Here is a 20141-nt window from a genome sequence, read left to right as displayed (position 1 = left end):
GAATTAAAACACGAATTGTATGCCAAAAATTTATACTTTTTTGCTAGTTTTATTTTGTGGTTTTGTATCGCTAGCTCAAGAGAATGTAGTAGCTCATGATACAGTAAAAAAAGGGTATTCTCTAGGTAGGGTACAAATGAAACAGCCTCAAAGTATATTATCTGCCTACACTTATGACCCAGTTACAGATAGGTACATATATACAAATTCAGTTGATAATTTTTCTATCACTTATCCCATAATTCTAACTCCCCAAGAATATGAAAGCTTAGTTCTTAAAGAATCTATGCGCGATTATTTTAAAAAGAAATCCGATGCTATTGATGGTAAGAAAGAAGGTAGTGAAGAAGCCAAAAGAGATCTTTTACCCAAATATTACGTTAATTCAGGATTTTTTGAAAGTATTTTTGGTGGAAACACCATTGATGTAAAGCCAACTGGTTCAGTGGAAATGGATTTAGGTGCCCGCTATTCTAAGCAGGATAATCCGTCATTTTCACCAAGAAATCGCTCTAATCTCGCTTTCGATTTCAATCAAAGAATTAGTATGAGTTTAATGGGAACTGTAGGAACCCGACTTAATGTAAATGCTAATTATGATACGCAATCTACTTTTGCATTTCAAAATTTACTCAAATTAGATTATACGCCCACAGAGGATGATATCATTCAAAAAATTGAAATAGGTAATGTAAGCATGCCATTAAACAGCTCTTTAATTCGAGGAGCTCAAAGTTTATTTGGTGTTAAAGCTCAATTACAATTTGGGAAAACTACCGTTACAGGAGTATTTTCAGAGCAAAAATCACAGACAAAAAGTGTTATAGTTCAAGGTGGTGGTACAATTCAAGATTTTGATATTTATGCTTTAGATTATGATAATGATAGGCATTTTTTCTTATCGCAATATTTCAGAAATAAATATGATGCTGCTTTAGTTAATTATCCATTTATTGATAGTAGAGCTCAAATAACTCGTTTGGAAGTTTGGGTGACTAATAAGCAAAATCGTGTGACTACAAATTCTAATAACCTTAGAAATATTATTGCACTTCAGGATTTAGGTGAAGGTCAATTTACGAATGTCCCAGACAATGAACTTGTTGTAAAAGAATCTTCAATTGGGATGTTTAATAATGTGGTAAATTCACCAGCTGACAACACAAATAATAAATACGATCCAGCACAAATTGGGGTTAGTTCTAGTTTATTAAATGGTAATATTAGAGAAATTGCAACCGCAAATTCTGGATTTAATGGATTTAATGCAAGAGAGGGGCAAGATTATTCGAAACTAGAAAATGCTAGAAAGTTATTGTCAAACGAATATACCTATCATGCGCAGTTGGGTTATATATCCTTACAGCAACGATTATCAAATGATGAAGTTTTGGCTGTAGCCTATGAATATACTATTGGAGACAAAGTATATCAAGTTGGAGAATTTGGGAATGATGGTGTTGAATCTACTGTTGTAACCGGGAGTACTTCTTCAACTCAAGCTGTTATAACACAAAGTTTGGTGCTTAAAATGTTAAAGAGTAACCTGACCAACGTACAAAATCCTATTTGGAATTTGATGATGAAAAATATTTATCAAATACCTGGTGCGTACCAAATACAGCAAGAAGATTTTAGGTTTAATATTTTATATACAGATCCTTCTCCGATAAATTACATAACAGAAGCTAAAAATTCAGCTGGCGTAGTTGTTCCTTTTCCTTCCAACCCAACTGCCGATAATAAAATTGCAGAAACGCCATTACTGAAAGTTTTCAATTTAGATAAATTAAATTATAATAACGATCCACAAACTGGGGGAGATGGTTTCTTTGATTTTATCGAAGGATTGACTCTAGATTCGCAAAATGGTCGAATTGTATTCACCTCTAAAGAACCTTTTGGAGAATTATTGTTTAATAAATTAAACACAGATCCAGCGGTTACTTACAATGGAGATTCGGATTTATACAATCAAAATCAGAAAAAATATGTTTTCAGAAGCATGTATCGCAGTACTCAGTCTGGAGCTCTAGAAGATAGTGATAAAAATAAATTTTTATTAAGAGGTAAATATAAATCAACAGGAAGCGATGGAATACCGATCGGAGCTTTTAATGTACCGCAGGGTTCTGTAGTTGTTACTGCCGGTGGTCGTACATTGGTAGAAGGTATTGACTATAGTGTAAATTATCAGTTGGGTCGTGTACAAATTTTAGATGCTTCTTTGCAAGCATCAAGCACACCGATTAATGTCTCTCTAGAAAACAATTCCATTTTTGGTCAACAAACAACCCGCTTTATGGGAGTTAACGTGGAGCATAAAATTTCGGATAAGTTTGTAGTTGGAGCTACATTATTAAAAATGACCGAAAGGCCTTTTACTACCAAATCCAATTACGGACAAGAGTCTATTAACAATACAATCTTTGGTTTTAATACAAACTTCTCAACTGAGGTACCGTTTTTTACCCGATTAGTAAATAAATTACCAAATATCGACACTGATGTTCCTTCTAATTTATCAGTTAGAGGAGAGATTGCTTTTTTGAGACCAAATACATCAAATATTGATAGTTTTGATGGTGAGTCTACAATTTATGTTGATGATTTTGAAGGTTCGCAGTCGACAATTGATATGCGATCTGCCTATGCGTGGAGTTTGGCATCAACACCAGATCGAAATGCTTCGAGTGCATATAATTTTGGTGCCGATAATAATGATTTGAGTTATGGTTTTAAAAGATCAAAACTAGCTTGGTATACCATCGACCCAATTTTTTATACATCTAAACCTTCGGGAATTTCGAACAGTGATTTGTCTTTAAATAAAACGAGACGTGTTTACAGTGAAGAACTTTATCCACTAACAGATATTGCATTAGGGCAGACTCAGGTTGTAAGTACTCTTGATTTAACTTATTTGCCATCAGAAAGAGGGCCTTATAATAACAATGCAAATTTTGCTTTGAATCCAAAAGAGAATTTTGGTGGAATTATGAGAGCTATTAATTCAACAAATTTTGAACAAGGAAATGTTGAGTACATACAATTTTGGGTGCAAGATCCTTATGTAGGTAATGGAGAAATTACTGCTGCAAATACAGGAAAAATATATTTTAACCTAGGTGAAATTTCAGAAGATATTTTAAAGGATGGAAGAAAACAATTTGAAAATGGTCTAGGACCAGATCAAGTATTGACTAATCCAAGACCTATTTGGGGAGATGTACCAGCTTCACAATCTCTAATATATGCATTTGACACTGATGCCAACAACCGTGTGAATCAAGATCTTGGTTTAGATGGTTTAGCGAATGGAACTGAAGCGGAAGTATATACTAATTTTAGTGCTGTAGCTGATCCAGCGGCAGATGATTATACTTATTATTTGAATACGACTGGTGGAATTGTTGATCGTTATAAGAATTACAATGGCCTTCAAGGAAACTCAGCTGTAAGTATAAACGATGCCAATCGTGCGGCAACCACGGCGCCAGATGTAGAAGATATCAATAGAGATAACACGATGAATACGATCAACGCTTATTATGAATACAGCATTGATATGAGGAAGAACATGCAAGTTGGTGAAAATTACATTACTGATGTTCGTGAAACTCAGGTTGATTTACCAAATGGTGAAACTACTTCCGCTAGATGGATTCAATTTAAAATTCCAGTAGCACAGCCCGAGAATACTATTGGTGATATTACAGATTTTCGTTCCATTCGATTCATGAGAATGTTTATGACAGGTTTTGATCAGGAAGTCACTTTGCGCTTTGGTTCTTTAGATTTAGTTCGTGGTGAATGGAGAAGATATACTAATACACTTGATTTTACGGATACAAATGTTGATGATGATGGCACAGATTTAGATGTTTTGGCTGTTAATATTCAAGAGAATAATACACGTTGTCCTATTAATTATATCGAGCCTCCTGGAGTTGTAAGAGAACAACTTTATAATAACAACACTGTTATAAATCAAAATGAGCAATCTTTATCATTAAAGGTTTCTGGGAGTGGTTTAGAGCCAAGTGATTCCAGAGCGGTTTATAAAAATGTAAGTATTGATATGCGTCAATACAAGAAATTGAAAATGTTTTTACATGCAGAGTCTTTGCCAAATGAGGCCCTATTGGGTGATGATCAACTAGTAGGTTTTATTCGTTTTGGAAATGATTTTACTGAGAATTTTTATCAGATCGAAATTCCATTAAAAGTTACGCAGCCATCTGGGTGTACAGCACTAAGCGAAGAGATTGTGTGGCCGGAAAGTAATCAAATTGATTTGGCTCTTAATTTATTGACAGCTTTAAAATTAAAATATAAAACTATTGACGTTACTACTTTACCGTTGGATGGTATTTACTTTTTAGGTGAAGAGGAGCTTGATGGAACTGCAGGTTCGAAATCAAACAAATTAACTTTAGGAGTGAAAGGGAATCCAAATTTTGGATTAGTTAGGACTTTGATGGTAGGGGTGAAGAGTAAAGCTAGTACAACTGAAGGTAGAATAAAAGGAGAGGTTTGGTTTAACGAATTGCGTCTGGCTGGAATGGATAATTCTGGAGGTATGGCAGCGCTGTTAAATGTGGATACTAATTTTGCCGATTTTGCGACGATTTCAGCTACTGGAAAGAAAAGTACTGTTGGTTTTGGAGCCATTGAGCAAGGAGCTAATGAGCGTAGCCGTGAAGATATTTTGCAATATAATATAGTAGCCAATTTAAACTTAGGTAAATTATTGCCAAACAAATGGGGGATTAATTTACCGTTTAATTATTCGATAGGAGAGGAAACAATTACTCCGCTTTATGACCCTTTTAACTCTGATATTAAAATAAAAGAGTTATTGGATAATACAGCTAGTCAAGCAGAGAAAGATAATATTATCAATAGAGCTGTTGATTATACAAAACGTACAAGTATTAATTTTATCGGAGTGCGTAAGCAAAGAGGTGCTGAGCAAAAACCTCATGTTTATGATCCAGAAAACTTTACTTTTTCACAATCAATTAATAAGGTAGAACGTCATGATTATGAAATAGAAGACTATTTGGATCAACAAGCTATAACAGCTGTTGATTACTCTTATACTTTTCAATCAAAACCAATTGAGCCATTCAAGAAAACAAAATTCATGAAGAAAAGTGCTTATTGGAAGATGTTGAGTGATTTTAATTTTAATTATTTACCGTCTAGCATTACTTTTAATACCAATATTAATAGACAATACAACCGCCAACAATTTCGACAAGTAGAAGTCGAAGGAATTGGTCTCGATCCGTTGTACAGAAGAAATTTCGCTTTTAATTATCAATACGGAGTTAACTTCAATTTGACAAAATCTTTGAAACTAAATTATACTGCTTCATCAGCGAATATTGTCAAAAATTACTTGAATGAGAATGATGATCCTATTGACGATTTTAGTATCTGGGATGGTTACTGGGATATTGGAGATCCATATAATCATACACAGCAATTGGTTCTGAATTACGAAATTCCAATTAATAAAATTCCAGTATTCAGTTTTGTAAAAGCAAATTATACCTATACAGGAAACTATAGTTGGCAACGTTCATCGACAGTTTTATCTGATATCGAAATTGACAACGTTTCTTATAATTTAGGAAATACAGTTCAAAATGCTAGAGCTCATACATTGAATGGTTCCTTTAATATGGAGATGCTATACAAATATTTAGGTTTGACAAAAAAGCCAGTTGGGAAACAATTATTAAAACCTAGAACAATACCAAAACCAGGAGAAAAAGTAGTTAACTTAGTTTCTAATACTGCGGCAGCAAAAGAGAATCCATTCATGGATGGTTTGATCGGAGTTTTGACAAGTGTGAAAAATATTCAACTTAATTATACAGATAATAGTGGTACTGTTTTGCCAGGATACACACCGGGTCTGGGATTCTTTGGTTCTTCTAGACCGACTCTAGGATTTGTCTTGGGTAGTCAAGACGATGTACGTTATGAAACTGCAAAAAGAGGATGGTTGACAAATTATCAAGACTTTAATCAAAATTACACTCAGGTTACAAATAGAACTTTTAAAGGAACTGCTAATATAGATTTATTCCCTGATTTGAAAATTGATTTAAACGCAGACAGATCCTATTCAAATAATTATTCTGAGCAATATGACGTTTCAGCAGATGGAACCTATAATTCTCGTTCCCCTTACACATACGGAATGTTTTCTATCTCTACTGTTATGATCAAGTCTGCTTTTTCTACCAGTAACGAAAATATCTCTGAAGTTTTTAATGAGTTTAGAGAAAATAGGTTGGTTGTTGCAAATCGTCTAGCGACAGGTCGAGGTATAGATATAAATAATGCTGCAAATATTGATGCGGACGGCTTCCCGGTAGGCTTTGGGAAAAGTAATCAAGCTGTATTGTTGCCAGCATTTTTGGCCGCCTATACTGGAGGAGACGCCTCGAGTACATCGCTTGGTGCATTTAGAAATTTCCCAATTCCAAACTGGTCAGTGAAGTACAATGGATTAATGCGTTACGAAGTTTTTAAGAAAAATTTCAAACGCTTTTCTTTACAGCATAACTACAGAGCATCTTATACGATGAATCAATATCGTTCCAATTTTAAATACGATGAAAATCCTAATGGAACCGATGATAGCGGAAACTTTTTTAATAAAACTTTGATTTCAAATATCAATTTAGTAGAGCAGTTTAGTCCGCTAATTCGAGTTGATTTCGAACTTAAAAATGCTTTTAAGTTCCTTACCGAGATCAAGAAAGATCGAGCATTGTCAATGAGTTTTGATAACAACCTGTTGACTGAAGTAAAAGGTATTGAATATATTGTGGGATTAGGATACCGTTTTAAAGATGTTATTTTTTCTTCTCGTTTAGCTGATAGTCCAACAGGAATTATAAAGGGGGATATTAATATGAAAGCTGATTTGTCTTATCGAAATAATCAAACTATTGTGCGTTATTTAGATTACGATAATAATCAGTTGGCAGGAGGTCAAAATATATGGTCATTAAAATTTACAGCGGATTATTCATTCAGTAAAAATTTAACTGCTATTTTCTATTACGATCATTCATTTTCAAAAGCAGTTATTTCGACATCATTTCCATTAACAAATATTCGTTCAGGTATTACGATGCGCTATAATTTCGGGAATTAATTCTGTAACGCATCAAATTTTGAATAGAAGATTGTTACATTTGTAAAATAAATTTAAGTCTAATTATCAATAAAAATAAAATGAGTATACCGTCAAATTTAAAATATACTAAAGATCACGAATGGGTAAGTTTAGAAGGTGATATCGCTACAGTTGGAATTACTCACTTTGCACAAAAAGAATTGGGTGATATCGTTTATGTAGAGGTAGAGACTTTGGATCAAGTTCTTGAGAAAGACGAAGTATTTGGTACAGTTGAAGCAGTTAAAACAGTTTCAGATTTATTTCTTCCAATCGCTGGTGAAATCATTGAATTTAATGAAGCATTAGAGAGTACTCCTGAATCTGTAAATTCTGATCCTTATGGTGCAGGTTGGATGATTAAAATTAAAGTTTCTGATGTTAGCGCATTTGATACTCTTATGTCTGATGAAGACTATAAAGCATTAATCGGTGCATAAAAAGCTTTTTTTGCCATTAGCTTTAGCTTGGACTAGTTTCGTATTTATCATGTGTTTGATAAAACTTGATGGTGCTCCAAAAGTTAACATCATCTCTTTTGATAAGTATGTGCATTCTTTTTTTCATTTTGTGTTTACCACACTATGGTTTTTGGTGTTTAGATTCCAATTAAAAGAGACTAGCAAAAGTAAACCTTATTTACAGGCATTTTTCTTTTCTGTTCTAGTTGGAATAGTGATTGAATTAATTCAAAAATACTGTACCGAAAATAGAGCAGGTGATGTCAAAGATGTAGCGGCAAATGTTGTCGGTGCAAGTTTAGCAATTTGTTTTTGTTATCTTCTGCAACGATCTGGTTTTCTTGATAAAATTACAAAATAATAGAAGTCCCACCTTGGTGGGATTTTTTTTAGATATTGGTTCGGCATTGACCGAATAACATTAGGAATTTTTAAGTTTAACTTTTAGTATTTGAAAGGAGAGCTAAACCATTATTTTATTATCTACGATTATGAAAAAATTCGTCTTTGTACTGTCATTTATGACAACTATTTGTTTTTCTCAAAATGGGAATAGTGGTGCTAAGGAACGTTTTCCTGTTTTTGAAAATTGCAATAGTAAAGACAATACAGATTTAGAAGCTTGCTTCTACGCCGAAGTACAAGATTTCGTTTTTCAAAATTATGTTGTTCCAGAGGTTTTGGTTCAGAATAATTTTAAAGGGATTGTTCGTGTTCTTTTCGAAGTAGATGTAGCTGGAGACTTCAAAGTTGTTTTTGTCAATGCTATTGATGAGGAGTTAATAAAAGAAACAAAGAGGGTTTTTGGTAAATTCAAGAAAATTCAACCCGCAACCTACAATGGTAAACCTACTTTTGCACAGTATAATTTTTCTTTTTCTATTCCGTTACAAAAGAATGAGGTTAGTGTTGTCTCTGTTGATTCTCCAATTGCAAACGACTCAAAAATGCAATTAACAGAGCTGGATAACATTAAATATAAAAAATTTGATAGTCCAGAATTTCGCAGTCATTTAAATATTCCATTCTCACACAGTTATTACTCTCATTTTGATGCCGCGATGAATCAAGTTGGTAGCAATAATCATACAGCATCAAAGCCTTACACCTACACTGAAGTTGGAAAATATTACAGCATCGAAGAAGAAAATCAAAAGTTAAGTAAAAAAGCAGATAATTGGTTTGCTAGAAAGCTATGGAATGAGAATATGGTTGCTATTCAGGGAGAGGATTACTGGCTGACTTTAAATCCGATTGTTGATGTTCAAATTGGGAAAGCTAGTAATAATAGCTCTTCTTATACTTATGTTAATACAAGAGCAATTAATTTAAGAGGGGGTCTTGGTAAGGATTTAAACTTTACTACAACCATATACGAAAGTCAGGGAAGGTTTGCTGATTATTACAACAGGTATGCGGAATCAATAAAGCCCGCGGGAGGAGATCCTGCAATCATTCCAGGTATCGGAATTTCAAAGAGTTTTAAGACAGATTCTTATGATATGCCTTCTGCTGAGGCTAATTTAACCTTTGCTCCAAGTAAATTTATAGACTTGCAATTGGGTTATGGGCGTAATTTTATTGGAGACGGTTACCGATCTCTTTTAGAATCAGACGGGGCTAGTCCTTATCCTTATTTTAAAATTAATACAAATTTTTGGAAAATAAAATACACCAATACTTTTATCTGGCTAAAGGACGTACGTCCCGATGTTACGATTGAACGAACTTATGCTAGCAAATTTATGGCAAACCATTACCTAAGTTGGAATGTGTCTAATCGATTAAACTTGGGATTCTTTGAGTCTGTTATCTGGACCAATTCAAATGACAGAGGATTTGACGCGAGTTTTGCAAATCCTATAATATTTTATAGATCCGTTGAATTTGCTTCGTCTGCACGTACAGGAAATGCATTATTAGGAATGACATTTAAGTACAAATGGAATGATAAAATTAATCTTTATGGTCAATTTTTATTAGACGAATTTTCGCTTGGAGATATAAAGGAAAGAGATAATAGTTGGAAAAATAAATATGGCTACCAGTTAGGTGCGAAATATTATAATGCTTTTAATGTTGATAATTTATTATTGCAGTTAGAGTATAATCATGTACGACCATATGTGTATTCACATAGTGATCCAATTACGAATTACGGTCACAATAATCAAAGTATTGGTCATCAGTGGGGGTCTAACTTTAAAGAGTTAATTGCAATTGCAAGATACCGTAAAGATCGCTTCTATGCCGATGCAAAATTAACTATAGCTGTTCGTGGTTATGATTTGCTAGAAACTGGTGATAATTCTAATTATGGTTCGAATATTTATAGAGACTATGATATTGATCGATTTGCAGATAGCGATGTCAAAGTGGGTCAGGGTAATAAAACGAATATATTCATAGCAGATATCCAAGCAGGGTATATCGTGAATCCAACTACAAATTTAAAAGTTTTCTTGAGTTGTATTTATAGAGATTTTAATCCTGGTCAAAATACCGCAACGGTCTTTAATGAAAGTACGAATTGGTTTAGTATCGGTTTGCGTACCGATGTGTTTAATTGGTATTTTGATTATTAGTAGTCTAGTTATTCTTTTTTTAACTCTTTAATGTGAAAAAATCTAAAATCTAGATTCTGTATTCTCCAATCTAATTTGTACATTTGCGCAAGTTTAAAAAATCAAATAAAGTTCTCTTGAATTCAATACCTAATACATTTTCTGTTAAATCCCTTTTTTCTGATTTTAAAGAGATTACTAAGGCTGGACTAGCTATTAGTGTTTTGTTTTCATCGATTGCGGGTTATCTTTTGGGGTTCAATCAAGAACAACCTTTTCAGTGGTCTGTTTTGGCTATGTTAATGGTTGGTGGTTATTGCATGGTTGGAGCTTCAAATGCTTTTAATCAAGTAATTGAAAAAGATATTGATCTATTAATGGATCGTACAAAAAACCGCCCAGTACCTTCAGGCAGGATGTCATCAACGACAGCGTTAATTGTTGCTTCGTTGCTAACTATTACGGGTCTAATATTGCTATATCTAATCAATCCTAAAACAGCAATGTTTGGGGCGATTTCGATTTTTTTATACACTAGCGTATATACCCCATTAAAAACGGTAACCTCCTTATCAGTATTTGTAGGTGCGTTTCCAGGAGCAATTCCATTTATGTTGGGTTGGGTAGCTGCGACTGGCGATTTTGGTATTGAGGCAGGAACATTATTTCTAATACAATTTTTTTGGCAGTTTCCGCATTTTTGGGCTATAGGATGGTTTTTGTTCGAAGATTACGAAAAAGCAAGTATTTTTATGTTGCCAACGGGTAAAAAAGATAAAGGGACAGCATTGCAAGTCATATTGTACACGGTATGGTTAATTATTGCTTCCTTATTACCATCTTTAGGATTTACAGGACAATTACATATTGGTGTTTTTGCAACAGTTTTAGTTTTTATTTTAGGATTATGGATGTTGTTTTATGCAGTTAGATTGTATAAATTGAGGACGGCAAAGGCAGCGAGAACATTGATGTTGGTGAGTGTGTCCTATATATCCTTATTACAACTTGTGTATATAATAGATAAATTTTTGAGATAATTATGGATTTAATAATGACTACAGAGGAGCATAAATCGAGGACGAATAGATCATATAAAATGATCTTGATGTTTGCTATGATTAGTATGGTGATGATGTTTGCAGGGCTTACAAGTGCATTCATCGTAAGCAAATCTCGAGTAGATTGGTTGAAAGATTTTCAGTTCCCATCTGCTTTTTTTGCAAGTACATTGGTGATAATTGGTTGCAGTGCTACTATATTTATGGCCAAAAAGGCAATTAAAAAAGACAATCGTTCTGCTACAACAGTATACTTATTAGCAACCTTAGTTTTAGGGTTGGTGTTTGTAGCCTTGCAATTCACAGGTTTCTATCAAATGATAGAAATGGGGTATTATCCTACTGGGGCTTCGAGTGTTATCACAACTACATTTTTATATGTTATAGCAGTTGTGCATTTATTGCACCTTGCGGGTGGTGTGATTTCACTATTAATTGTAATTTATAATCATTTTAAACAAAAGTACAACTCTACTCAAACTCTTGGTATAGAACTAGCTGCGATGTATTGGCATTTTCTAGATATATTATGGGTGTGTTTATTTGTATTTTTATATTTCTTTAAATAAGAAAAAAACGTAAATTTGGGAACTTTTAACGAATAACTTTTATGGGAGCGACAGTTACAACTGCAGACAATCAAGGAAAAATTTGGGGAGGTGGCGAAAACGAGCCAATGGGAGCCAGTTATGGTAAATTAATGATGTGGTTTTTTATCGTATCAGATGCCTTAACGTTCTCAGCATTTTTGGGTGCCTATGGATTTTCTAGATTTAAATTTATTGAGACTTGGCCTTTGGCTGATGAAGTGTTTACACACTTTCCATTTATGCATGGGGTTGCTGCTCCAATGTATTATGTGGCATTAATGACTTTTATTTTGATTTTTTCATCTGTAACGATGGTTTTGGCCGTTGATGCAGGTCATCAAATGAATAAGAATAAAGTTATTGTGTATATGTTTTTAACCATCATTGGTGGTTTGATATTTGTTGGGTCACAAGCCTGGGAATGGAAAAACTTTATCAAAGGTGAGTACGGTGCAATTGAAACTACCGGTGGTAGTTTGTTACAGTTTGTAGATAAAGACGGAAAACGCGTTGCGTTGGCTGATTTTGCTGCAACATTGCCAGCTGAAAGAGAAAGACATGCTGCTAATAAAGGAGCTTGGTTTGTAAGCGAAGGAGAATTGCCTACTTATTCTGTAGCAGAAGTTCAAGCTGGTTTTAAAGCACATCCTGATGTTTTAATTAGAACTGAAGTTTTAAATCAAGAAACAAAACAAAAGACAATTTTAAGCAGAGCAGAATCTGAAGCACATTTAGCAAATGCTAAATATGTAGTTGAGGGAGCTAATCTTATTAGAAATGAATATGGAAATAGATTATTTGCTGATTTCTTTTTCTTTATAACAGGTTTTCACGGTTTTCACGTTTTCTCTGGGGTGATAATTAATATTATTATTTTCTTTAACGTTCTTGTTGGAACATACGAAAAACGTAGAAGCTATGAGATGGTAGAAAAAGTTGGACTTTATTGGCACTTTGTCGATTTAGTTTGGGTATTTGTATTTACAGTTTTCTATCTAGTTTAATCTTTTAAAAATATTATTATGTCACACGTACATGAATCAAATACAGGTAAAATCTGGAAAGTTTTTGGAATTTTATCTGCTGTAACTATCTTTGAGGTTGTCCTAGGGATATACAAACCAGCTTTTTTACATCATAATTCTTTATTTGGGGTCTTATGGGGTTTAAGTTTATTGAATATTATTTTCTATGCTTTAACAGTTTATAAAGCTTACTACATTGTGTATTCGTTTATGCATATGGATGGTGAAACTGCTTGGTTGAGAAGATCAGTAGTAATACCTTTTATTTTCTTATTAATTTATTTACTTTTTATTCTTTTAACAGAAGGTCATTATATTTATGGGGTTTTTAAAGATTCAACTATCAAGTGGAATTTTTAACACTTTATTAATTCAAACTAAAGGTATTCGTTTTTCGGATACCTTTTTTTTTGCTTACTTTTGTAGCATTAAATTTATACTGTTAATGAAGAAAAATAGCGTCCTTTTTATACTTTTTGTGCTGCCTATTGTGGCATATCTTTTTTTTGCTTCAGGTGTAAATGGTTTTAGTACTTTACCCGTGATTACAAAAAAAATCCCTGACTTTGGAAACTGGAAAACTTTGAATAAAGAGAAAGTCAGTTTGAATAATAAAATCACTATTTTGGGTTTTGGTGGTGCTGATATTTTGAAAAATAGGGGTAATCTTTTTAACTTAAATGAAAAGATTTATCAGAGGTACCATACTTTTGAAGACTTGCAGTTTGTGATGGTATGCACCGATGGTACTCAAGAAGACGTAGTCAAAATTATGGATGCACTAGATGAGTTTACAGATGTTTCAAATTGGCATTTTGTTTTTGCATCTAAAGAAGAAATAAAAGAGTACTATAGCCAATTAGGTTTAAAAGGAAAGCTTGGTATTGATGCTGGTACATCTAATGTCTATATTGTTGATAAGAAAATGAGTTTGCGTGGACGTAAGAGTCAGGAGGAGTATAAAGAGGGGTACAATACTTTTCATCCAGCTGAGTTGAGTAATGAGATGTTAGACGACTTTAAAATTATACTTTATGAGTACAGAGCTGCTTTAAAGAAAAATCATAACGCAACCAAGCAACTTTTAAAATAAAAATATGTTTAAAAATAAATCTTATATCGCGATTTCTTTTGTCGTGCTAGTCTTTGGTATCTATGCAGTTCCCAAAATAATAGATCGGCTACAGTCAGGTGATGTTGTTGTTGCCGATCGTTTAGATAAGGTGGATGGTACATCAAATTCAGATGCTAAATTAGTGGAAATTGGGCCAGCTCCTTTATTTGATTTAACGAATCAAGATAATGTAAAAGTTAGTAATGATTTTTATAAAGGTAAAGTATACGTTTTAGAGTTTTTCTTTACTACTTGTCCTTCTATCTGTCCCAAGATGAATCAAAGTATGTTGGTCTTGGAGAATAAATTCTTTGGAAATCCTAATTTTGGAATTGTTTCTATTACCATAGATCCTAATCATGATACCGCTGAAGTTTTAAAAGATCATGCAGCTTTATTGGGAGTGCGTTCCTCAAATTGGAATTTTTTGACAGGTGATCGAGAGGCTATCTTTAATTTGGCAAACAAAGGTTTTAACTTATATGCAGCAGAGAATGGTAATGTAGCGGGAGGTTTTGAGCATTCTGGTTTATTTGCTCTAATAGATAAAAGTGGTAAAATACGTTCTAGAAAAGATAATTTTGGAAATCCAATTTTATATTATGATAGTTTGGATAAACAAGGTGTTAGGGATTTGCAACAAGATATTAGTAAGTTATTACGAGAATAAATATAATGAAAAATCAAAATTTAGAACAGAAATATAATAAGTGGATTGTGATTTTGTCTGTCACTATCCCTATTGTTGTTGCCTTGTTATTTGGTGTGAACTTAAGAAAATTAGGTTACGATGTTGAGCCTCTTTCTTTTTTACCACCTATATATGCGTCTATCAATGGGGTGACCGCTATATTGCTTTTGAGTGCTGTTATGGCTGTCAAAAATGGTAATCTTAAATTGCATGAAAATTTAATGAAGTGTGCGATAGGATGTTCAATAGCTTTCTTAGTTATGTATGTTGCGTATCATATGACTTCTGATTCTACTAAATTTGGTGGGGAAGGAGTGATAAAGTATGTATATTACTTTATCTTGATAACGCACATTGTTTTATCCGTGATCATCATCCCTCTGGTTTTGATAACTTACGTGAGAGCATTAGCGCAAGTTTTTGATAAACATAAAAAGATAGCGAAGATTACATTTCCGATTTGGTTGTATGTTGCTGTGACTGGTGTAGTAGTTTATTTAATGATATCTCCATATTATGCAAATTAAATACATAGGAATGAGATTAAAGCTGGTATTATGTCTTTTGTGTGTTTTGATGGTTTCATTTGCATCAAATGCGCAATGCGCCATGTGCAGAGCTTCTTTGGGTGGCGATGCAAACAAAGTACAGGCAGAAGCTGTAAACGATGGAATTGTCTACTTAATGATGATACCTTATTTGCTTGTCGCAGGGGTGGGTTATGCTATCTATAGAATGAAAAAAAATAATAAGTAAATTCAAGGTCGTACTTATTTCAATCCATCTATCGTAATATTAATAACTCCTTTTATTTTTACTAATGCGAGGATAGCGTTATTAGTTAATTCGATTTTGTCAAATGTTATATCTTCTGTTTTTCCGTTGATATACACTCCTGGTAATGGTGAGTAATTGTTTAAATAAGTTGTCAATACATTTTTTCCTTCTTCTAAATTCTCACTGATGGAATAGCGACAATTTTGCTGAATCTTCTTTAGAATTAAACCTTGACCGAGCCAATTGGCAGTTTTCATTATGCGATTTTTTGTGTCTAGTACATAATCTAAGTCTTCAAAATAGATTTCTTTTTTTACTTGATCATATTTTGGGAATCCTGCCAAATAAATACTTCCGTTAATACTTCCGGTTATTGCTAGTGCTATGACCATTTTGCCTTCTTTGTGCCATAGTTTAACGTCTTGCACTTTAACTCTCTTATTCCCAGATCCAAACTCTTCTCCTGCGAAGTTTTTAGTCATTATTTTCGAAGCATCATGATAGCTTGATACTGCAACTATATTTGCAGAAACTTGATTTGGTATCTTGGTTACAGGTTTTAATACGATTTTTGATGCATTAAACTTTGACGGAGGTTGCTGTCCTATAATTGTTTCCATGTTGCATTTTAATCCCATATTCATTAACATAGAGTCGTTATTTAGTTTCGCCTCTGTAGCGTACATCTCTATTGGGTTAATGCGCAACCAACTTTCGTAATCGTCATTGATTTTCACGGGAGTACTTATTGTTTCTAATGCTGCTATAACATTTGGTTTAAAATCCATAGACTTTTCTATAGCATCATCTATACTTTTTTCGATTTTAGACTTAAATAATTTTAGAGCGGGATTAATCAAATAGGTAATAGGCATGTTCTTGCCTAAGACAGTCATAGTTGGTGTTTCGTTCCACTCCAAAGTCTTAAGTTCTGTACTAGTTACCAGCTGCCAATTGTTAAGTCGTACACTGCTACTTAAGGTAAGTAGTCCGTTTAAATTGAATTTGCGTACGTCATACATCTCTATCCCCATAGTTTTTGTACCGATTCTATATTTTATCTCTGCTCGCAATGGTAGTATTGTAGTTACCTTATCATTATTGCTTTTAATTTTAATTGGAGCCAATTTCCAAATTTTCATTTCGATATCATCGTCTTCAATAGTGCTGTCATCATATATCAATCCATTTAAATGGGAATTTGTTTGGTTTTCTATGTCTTTCAACTTAATCGCAATAGGCAAATTGATAAATGAAGGTGTTGTGTCATATACGATAGGTGTAGCGTCATCTGGCTCAGGTTTTAAAGTTTCTAGTTTCTGCAAACTAGTACATGATGAAAATAATAATATAATGAAAAGAGGGAAGAATGAGTTTCTATACAATTGCATATTTGACCTTATTTATGTGGATTCAAAATTACTTATTATAGTGTAACCAATTTGCATTTGAGCGAAATAATTAAAAAATAACAATTTTTTTACACTATAAGAATGGAAAACTGTTATGTTTGTATAGATTATAAAACTGTTAAAATATTGTAACTTATAACGCAAGTATTGTTAAAAAAATAGTCATTATTTTTTAATATAAGTTTAAAAATGCCGAATTGGTGTTTTTGTTGAATATTTGATAGCATTAGGCCGTTTTGACTGAGAATTTGAAATCGATGCTCTTTTTACTGTTTAAGTTATTTTAAATTGAGTGATAAACAGTTGGGATTCTTATTTAGTTGTATAAATAGTATAGCGTTAAACATTTTAAATAGATAGTATTGATATTTTAAAACCATTTTGAATTAGTAAGCATATAGTATCGGATTCTTTAAGAAGGTATTGATTGGTTTTGACTCCCGCTTTTTTTAAGCGGGAGTTTTTTAATTTTACATGCTTTTTTACTCCTAAACTTCTTTATAAAATTAGATTAGTCAATTGTGATTTAAATTCATAAATTTGTTTAGTAATAGAATCATTTCTACATTATAAAGTATGAAAAAAGTCGTCTGGATAATTTTGTTCTCTTTTTCAATGTTTCATTTAGAAGGAAGTGCACAAGCAAAAAAATGGTCTCTTGAGGATTGTGTAAATTATGCATTGTCGCATAACATTTCAATTCAACAATCTGATCTTGATATTAAGCTTGCTGCTATCGATAAGAAAGAAGCCTTTGGTAACTTTTTACCTTTGGTTAATGCAACTTCTTCGCATTCTTGGAATATAGGTTTAAATCAAGATATTACCACTGGTATATTACGTAATCAAACAACGCAATTTACATCTGCAGGTGCTACTGTTTCTGTAGATATATATAAGGGACTGCAAAATCAAAATATTCTTAGACGAAATAATTTGGCAATTGTTGCATCTCAGTATCAGTTGACCAAAATGAAAGAAGATATTTCTCTTAATGTAGCAAATGCATATTTACAAGTTTTGTTTAATATGGAGAATTTAAAGGTGCAACAAGTCCAGCTTGAAATTGATACCAAACAAAATTCACGTACAGAAGAGTTGATTAAAGCGGGAACAATACCTCGTGGAGATTTGTTTGATAGTAAGGCGACACTCGCATTGGATAATCAAAAAATAGTGAATGCTGAAAATGTATTACTAATTTCTAGATTAAGTCTCGCACAGTTACTGCAAATTGAAGATTTCGTTAATTTTGAAATAGAAGAGACAAGTACCATTAAGGCAGATTATTCTATCTTATCTGAAACTCCAGGGTCTATTCTTGCTGTTGCAAAAGACATTCGAACAGATTTGAAAATTGCCGAAATGAATTTAGCTATAGCTGAAAAAAATATTGTTATTGCAAAAGGTGCATATCAGCCTACTTTAAGAGGTTTTTACAATTACAGTACTAGGATCTCCTATACAGATGTACCATTATTTGATACAGACGGAATGATTATTGGCACACAAAGTGCACCAGGGTTTTTTCAACAGTTTAATGATAACAAAGGACAATCATTTGGATTACAACTGAGTGTTCCAGTATTGAACGGTTTTTCTGTTCGAAACAATGTCGAAAGATCTAAAGTAAACTATGACAAGTCGAAAATTGCATTTGAGCAACAAAAATTAGATTTAGAACGATTAATTTATACTGCCTTTACAGATGCAAAAGGAGCATTAAAATCGCATGAGTCTGCTGTTGAAGCTTTAGAGGCTAGACAGGAATCTTTTAGATACTCAAAAGAGAAATTTGATGTAGGTTTGATGAACTCTTTTGAATTAAGTCAGTCTCAAACATTACTCTCTAACGCGCAGTCTGAAGTGTTAAGAACCAAATACGATTATATATTTAAAATTAAGATTTTGGAATTCTATTTTGGAATTCCAATAGTAAACTAGCCAATAAAATGTCAAAAAGAAATCTTTATTATTTACTAGCAGTTGTCATTGTAGTTATCGGTGTTGTTCTTTTACTCGTTAAAAAAGGAGTGATAGGAAACAATGACGAAGGTAAACAAGTAGAAATTGCTACCGTGATGAGTAGAACAATTGTAGAAACCGTTTCGGCAACAGGGAAAATTCAACCCGAAATTGAAGTTAAAATAGCGTCAATGGTATCAGGTGAAATTATTGACCTACCAATAAAAGAAGGACAAGCTGTAAAAAAAGGAGATTTACTTGTAAAGATAAATCCAGATCTTTATACATCTAGTTTAAATAGAACTAAGGCTGGATTATCGGGGTCAAAATCTGGGTTATCACAAGCTGAGGCGCAATTTAAAGAATCGACTTTGAGTTATGAACGAAATAAAACGTTATATGGTAAAGGTATAATCTCAAAATCAGATTGGGACAAAGCTGTTGCTGCATTTGAAGTTGCAAAAGCTACTAAACAATCTGCCTATTTCAATGTTCAAAGTGCATTGGCTTCTGTCAACGAAGCGCAAGATAATTTAGGGCGAACTTTGATATATGCTCCGGCAGCAGGTACTGTTTCAGTTTTGAATGTAGAACTTGGTGAACGCGTATTGGGTACACAACAAATGGCTGGTACAGAAATTTTGAGAGTAGCCAATTTAAACAACATGGAAGTTGAAGTTGATGTAAATGAAAATGATATCGTGAAAATTAAAGTTGATGATATTGCAAATATTGAAGTTGATGCTTATTTGAAAAAGCGATTCAAAGGTGTTGTTACGAGTATCTCTAATTCAGCTAGTAGCAATTTAACAGCTGACCAGGTTACTAATTTTAAAGTTAAGGTTCGAATATTAAAGGAATCATACGAAGATTTATTAGTTGGAAAACCAGCAACATATTCCCCATTTCGACCGGGTATGACTGCAACGGTTGATATTGTTACTAAAACTAAGTCGAATGTTTTAAATGTTCCTATAAGTTCTATTGTAGTGAAGTCTGATACTCTATCTACAAAAGATGTTAAAGAGCAAGAAGTAGCTGATGATGAGAAAATAGTGAAAAAAGATAAAAAGCTAGAATGTGTATTTGTGAAAGTTGGGCAGAAAGCGGTTATTCGCATTGTAAAAACAGGAATACAAGACGATACTAATATTGAAATTTTAAGCGGTTTAAAAAAGGGAGATATAGTAATAACGGGACCTTATAATACAGTATCCAAAGAATTAAATTCTGGAGATAAAGTAGCCTTGAAGTCGGATAAAGTCTCTAAGTAATTT

At 33.1% G+C, this 20141-nt stretch carries 15 protein-coding genes; 14 read left to right on the top strand and 1 reads right to left on the bottom strand.

Features of this window, described 5'->3' with window-relative positions; translation table 11 throughout:
- The first annotated feature begins 19 nt into the window (after positions 1-19).
- The 12 genes from sov (at position 20) to LXH21_RS03355 (ending at position 15466) form a co-directional block, all read left to right on the top strand.
- Positions 20-7183, top strand: coding sequence for a T9SS outer membrane translocon Sov/SprA (gene sov / locus LXH21_RS03410; protein ID WP_239862788.1), 7164 nt, complete (start codon positions 20-22; stop codon positions 7181-7183).
- 80 nt (positions 7184-7263) lie between these two features.
- On the top strand, positions 7264-7644 hold the full coding sequence (gcvH, locus tag LXH21_RS03405) for a glycine cleavage system protein GcvH (RefSeq protein WP_239862786.1): 381 nt from the start codon (positions 7264-7266) through the stop codon (positions 7642-7644).
- Positions 7645-7654: 10 nt separating this feature from the next.
- The gene (locus LXH21_RS03400; RefSeq protein WP_239862784.1) at positions 7655-8026 is read left to right on the top strand and encodes a VanZ family protein; all 372 of its coding nucleotides are present in this window, start codon (positions 7655-7657) and stop codon (positions 8024-8026) included.
- Positions 8027-8156: 130 nt separating this feature from the next.
- Positions 8157-10250 (top strand): gliding motility protein RemB, encoded by a 2094-nt coding sequence (locus tag LXH21_RS03395; protein WP_239862782.1) that lies wholly within the window; start codon positions 8157-8159, stop codon positions 10248-10250.
- 116 nt (positions 10251-10366) lie between these two features.
- Positions 10367-11269, top strand: a complete 903-nt coding sequence (gene cyoE / locus LXH21_RS03390) for a heme o synthase (protein WP_239862780.1) — start codon at positions 10367-10369, stop codon at positions 11267-11269.
- A gap of 2 nt (positions 11270-11271) precedes the next feature.
- Entirely contained in the window at positions 11272-11859 is a 588-nt protein-coding gene (locus tag LXH21_RS03385) for a cytochrome c oxidase subunit 3 (protein WP_239862778.1), read from the top strand.
- A 41-nt stretch (positions 11860-11900) separates the two neighbouring features.
- The gene (locus LXH21_RS03380) at positions 11901-12884 is read left to right on the top strand and encodes a cytochrome c oxidase subunit 3 (RefSeq protein WP_239862776.1); all 984 of its coding nucleotides are present in this window, start codon (positions 11901-11903) and stop codon (positions 12882-12884) included.
- Positions 12885-12902: 18 nt separating this feature from the next.
- Positions 12903-13265, top strand: a complete 363-nt coding sequence (locus LXH21_RS03375) for a cytochrome C oxidase subunit IV family protein (protein ID WP_239862774.1) — start codon at positions 12903-12905, stop codon at positions 13263-13265.
- Positions 13266-13350: 85 nt separating this feature from the next.
- The gene (locus tag LXH21_RS03370; protein WP_239862772.1) at positions 13351-13998 is read left to right on the top strand and encodes a hypothetical protein; all 648 of its coding nucleotides are present in this window, start codon (positions 13351-13353) and stop codon (positions 13996-13998) included.
- A gap of 4 nt (positions 13999-14002) precedes the next feature.
- Positions 14003-14689, top strand: a complete 687-nt coding sequence (locus tag LXH21_RS03365) for an SCO family protein (protein WP_239862770.1) — start codon at positions 14003-14005, stop codon at positions 14687-14689.
- A 5-nt stretch (positions 14690-14694) separates the two neighbouring features.
- Positions 14695-15237, top strand: coding sequence for a DUF420 domain-containing protein (locus tag LXH21_RS03360; RefSeq protein WP_239862768.1), 543 nt, complete (start codon positions 14695-14697; stop codon positions 15235-15237).
- 10 nt (positions 15238-15247) lie between these two features.
- Positions 15248-15466, top strand: a complete 219-nt coding sequence (locus LXH21_RS03355; protein WP_239862766.1) for a hypothetical protein — start codon at positions 15248-15250, stop codon at positions 15464-15466.
- A 14-nt stretch (positions 15467-15480) separates the two neighbouring features.
- Here the strand turns inward: LXH21_RS03355 and LXH21_RS03350 are convergent, their stop codons facing one another.
- Positions 15481-16878, bottom strand: a complete 1398-nt coding sequence (locus LXH21_RS03350; protein WP_239862764.1) for a DUF4403 family protein — start codon at positions 16876-16878, stop codon at positions 15481-15483.
- Between the two features lie 597 nt (positions 16879-17475).
- Here LXH21_RS03350 and LXH21_RS03345 point away from each other — a divergent pair.
- Together LXH21_RS03345 and LXH21_RS03340 are read left to right on the top strand one after the other, a co-directional pair.
- Positions 17476-18843 carry a TolC family protein gene (locus LXH21_RS03345; RefSeq protein ID WP_239862763.1) on the top strand — a complete coding sequence of 456 codons (1368 nt, stop codon included), beginning with the start codon at positions 17476-17478 and terminating at the stop codon, positions 18841-18843.
- Between the two features lie 8 nt (positions 18844-18851).
- Positions 18852-20138 (top strand): efflux RND transporter periplasmic adaptor subunit, encoded by a 1287-nt coding sequence (locus LXH21_RS03340; protein ID WP_239862761.1) that lies wholly within the window; start codon positions 18852-18854, stop codon positions 20136-20138.
- The last annotated feature ends 3 nt before the right edge of the window (positions 20139-20141 follow it).

The sequence above is a fragment of the Flavobacterium algicola genome (assembly GCF_022399565.1).
Classification (GTDB): Bacteria; Bacteroidota; Bacteroidia; order Flavobacteriales; family Flavobacteriaceae; genus Flavobacterium; species Flavobacterium algicola.
Note: the sequence above shows the minus strand (reverse complement) of the source record. Positions and strands in the feature narration are given on the sequence as shown.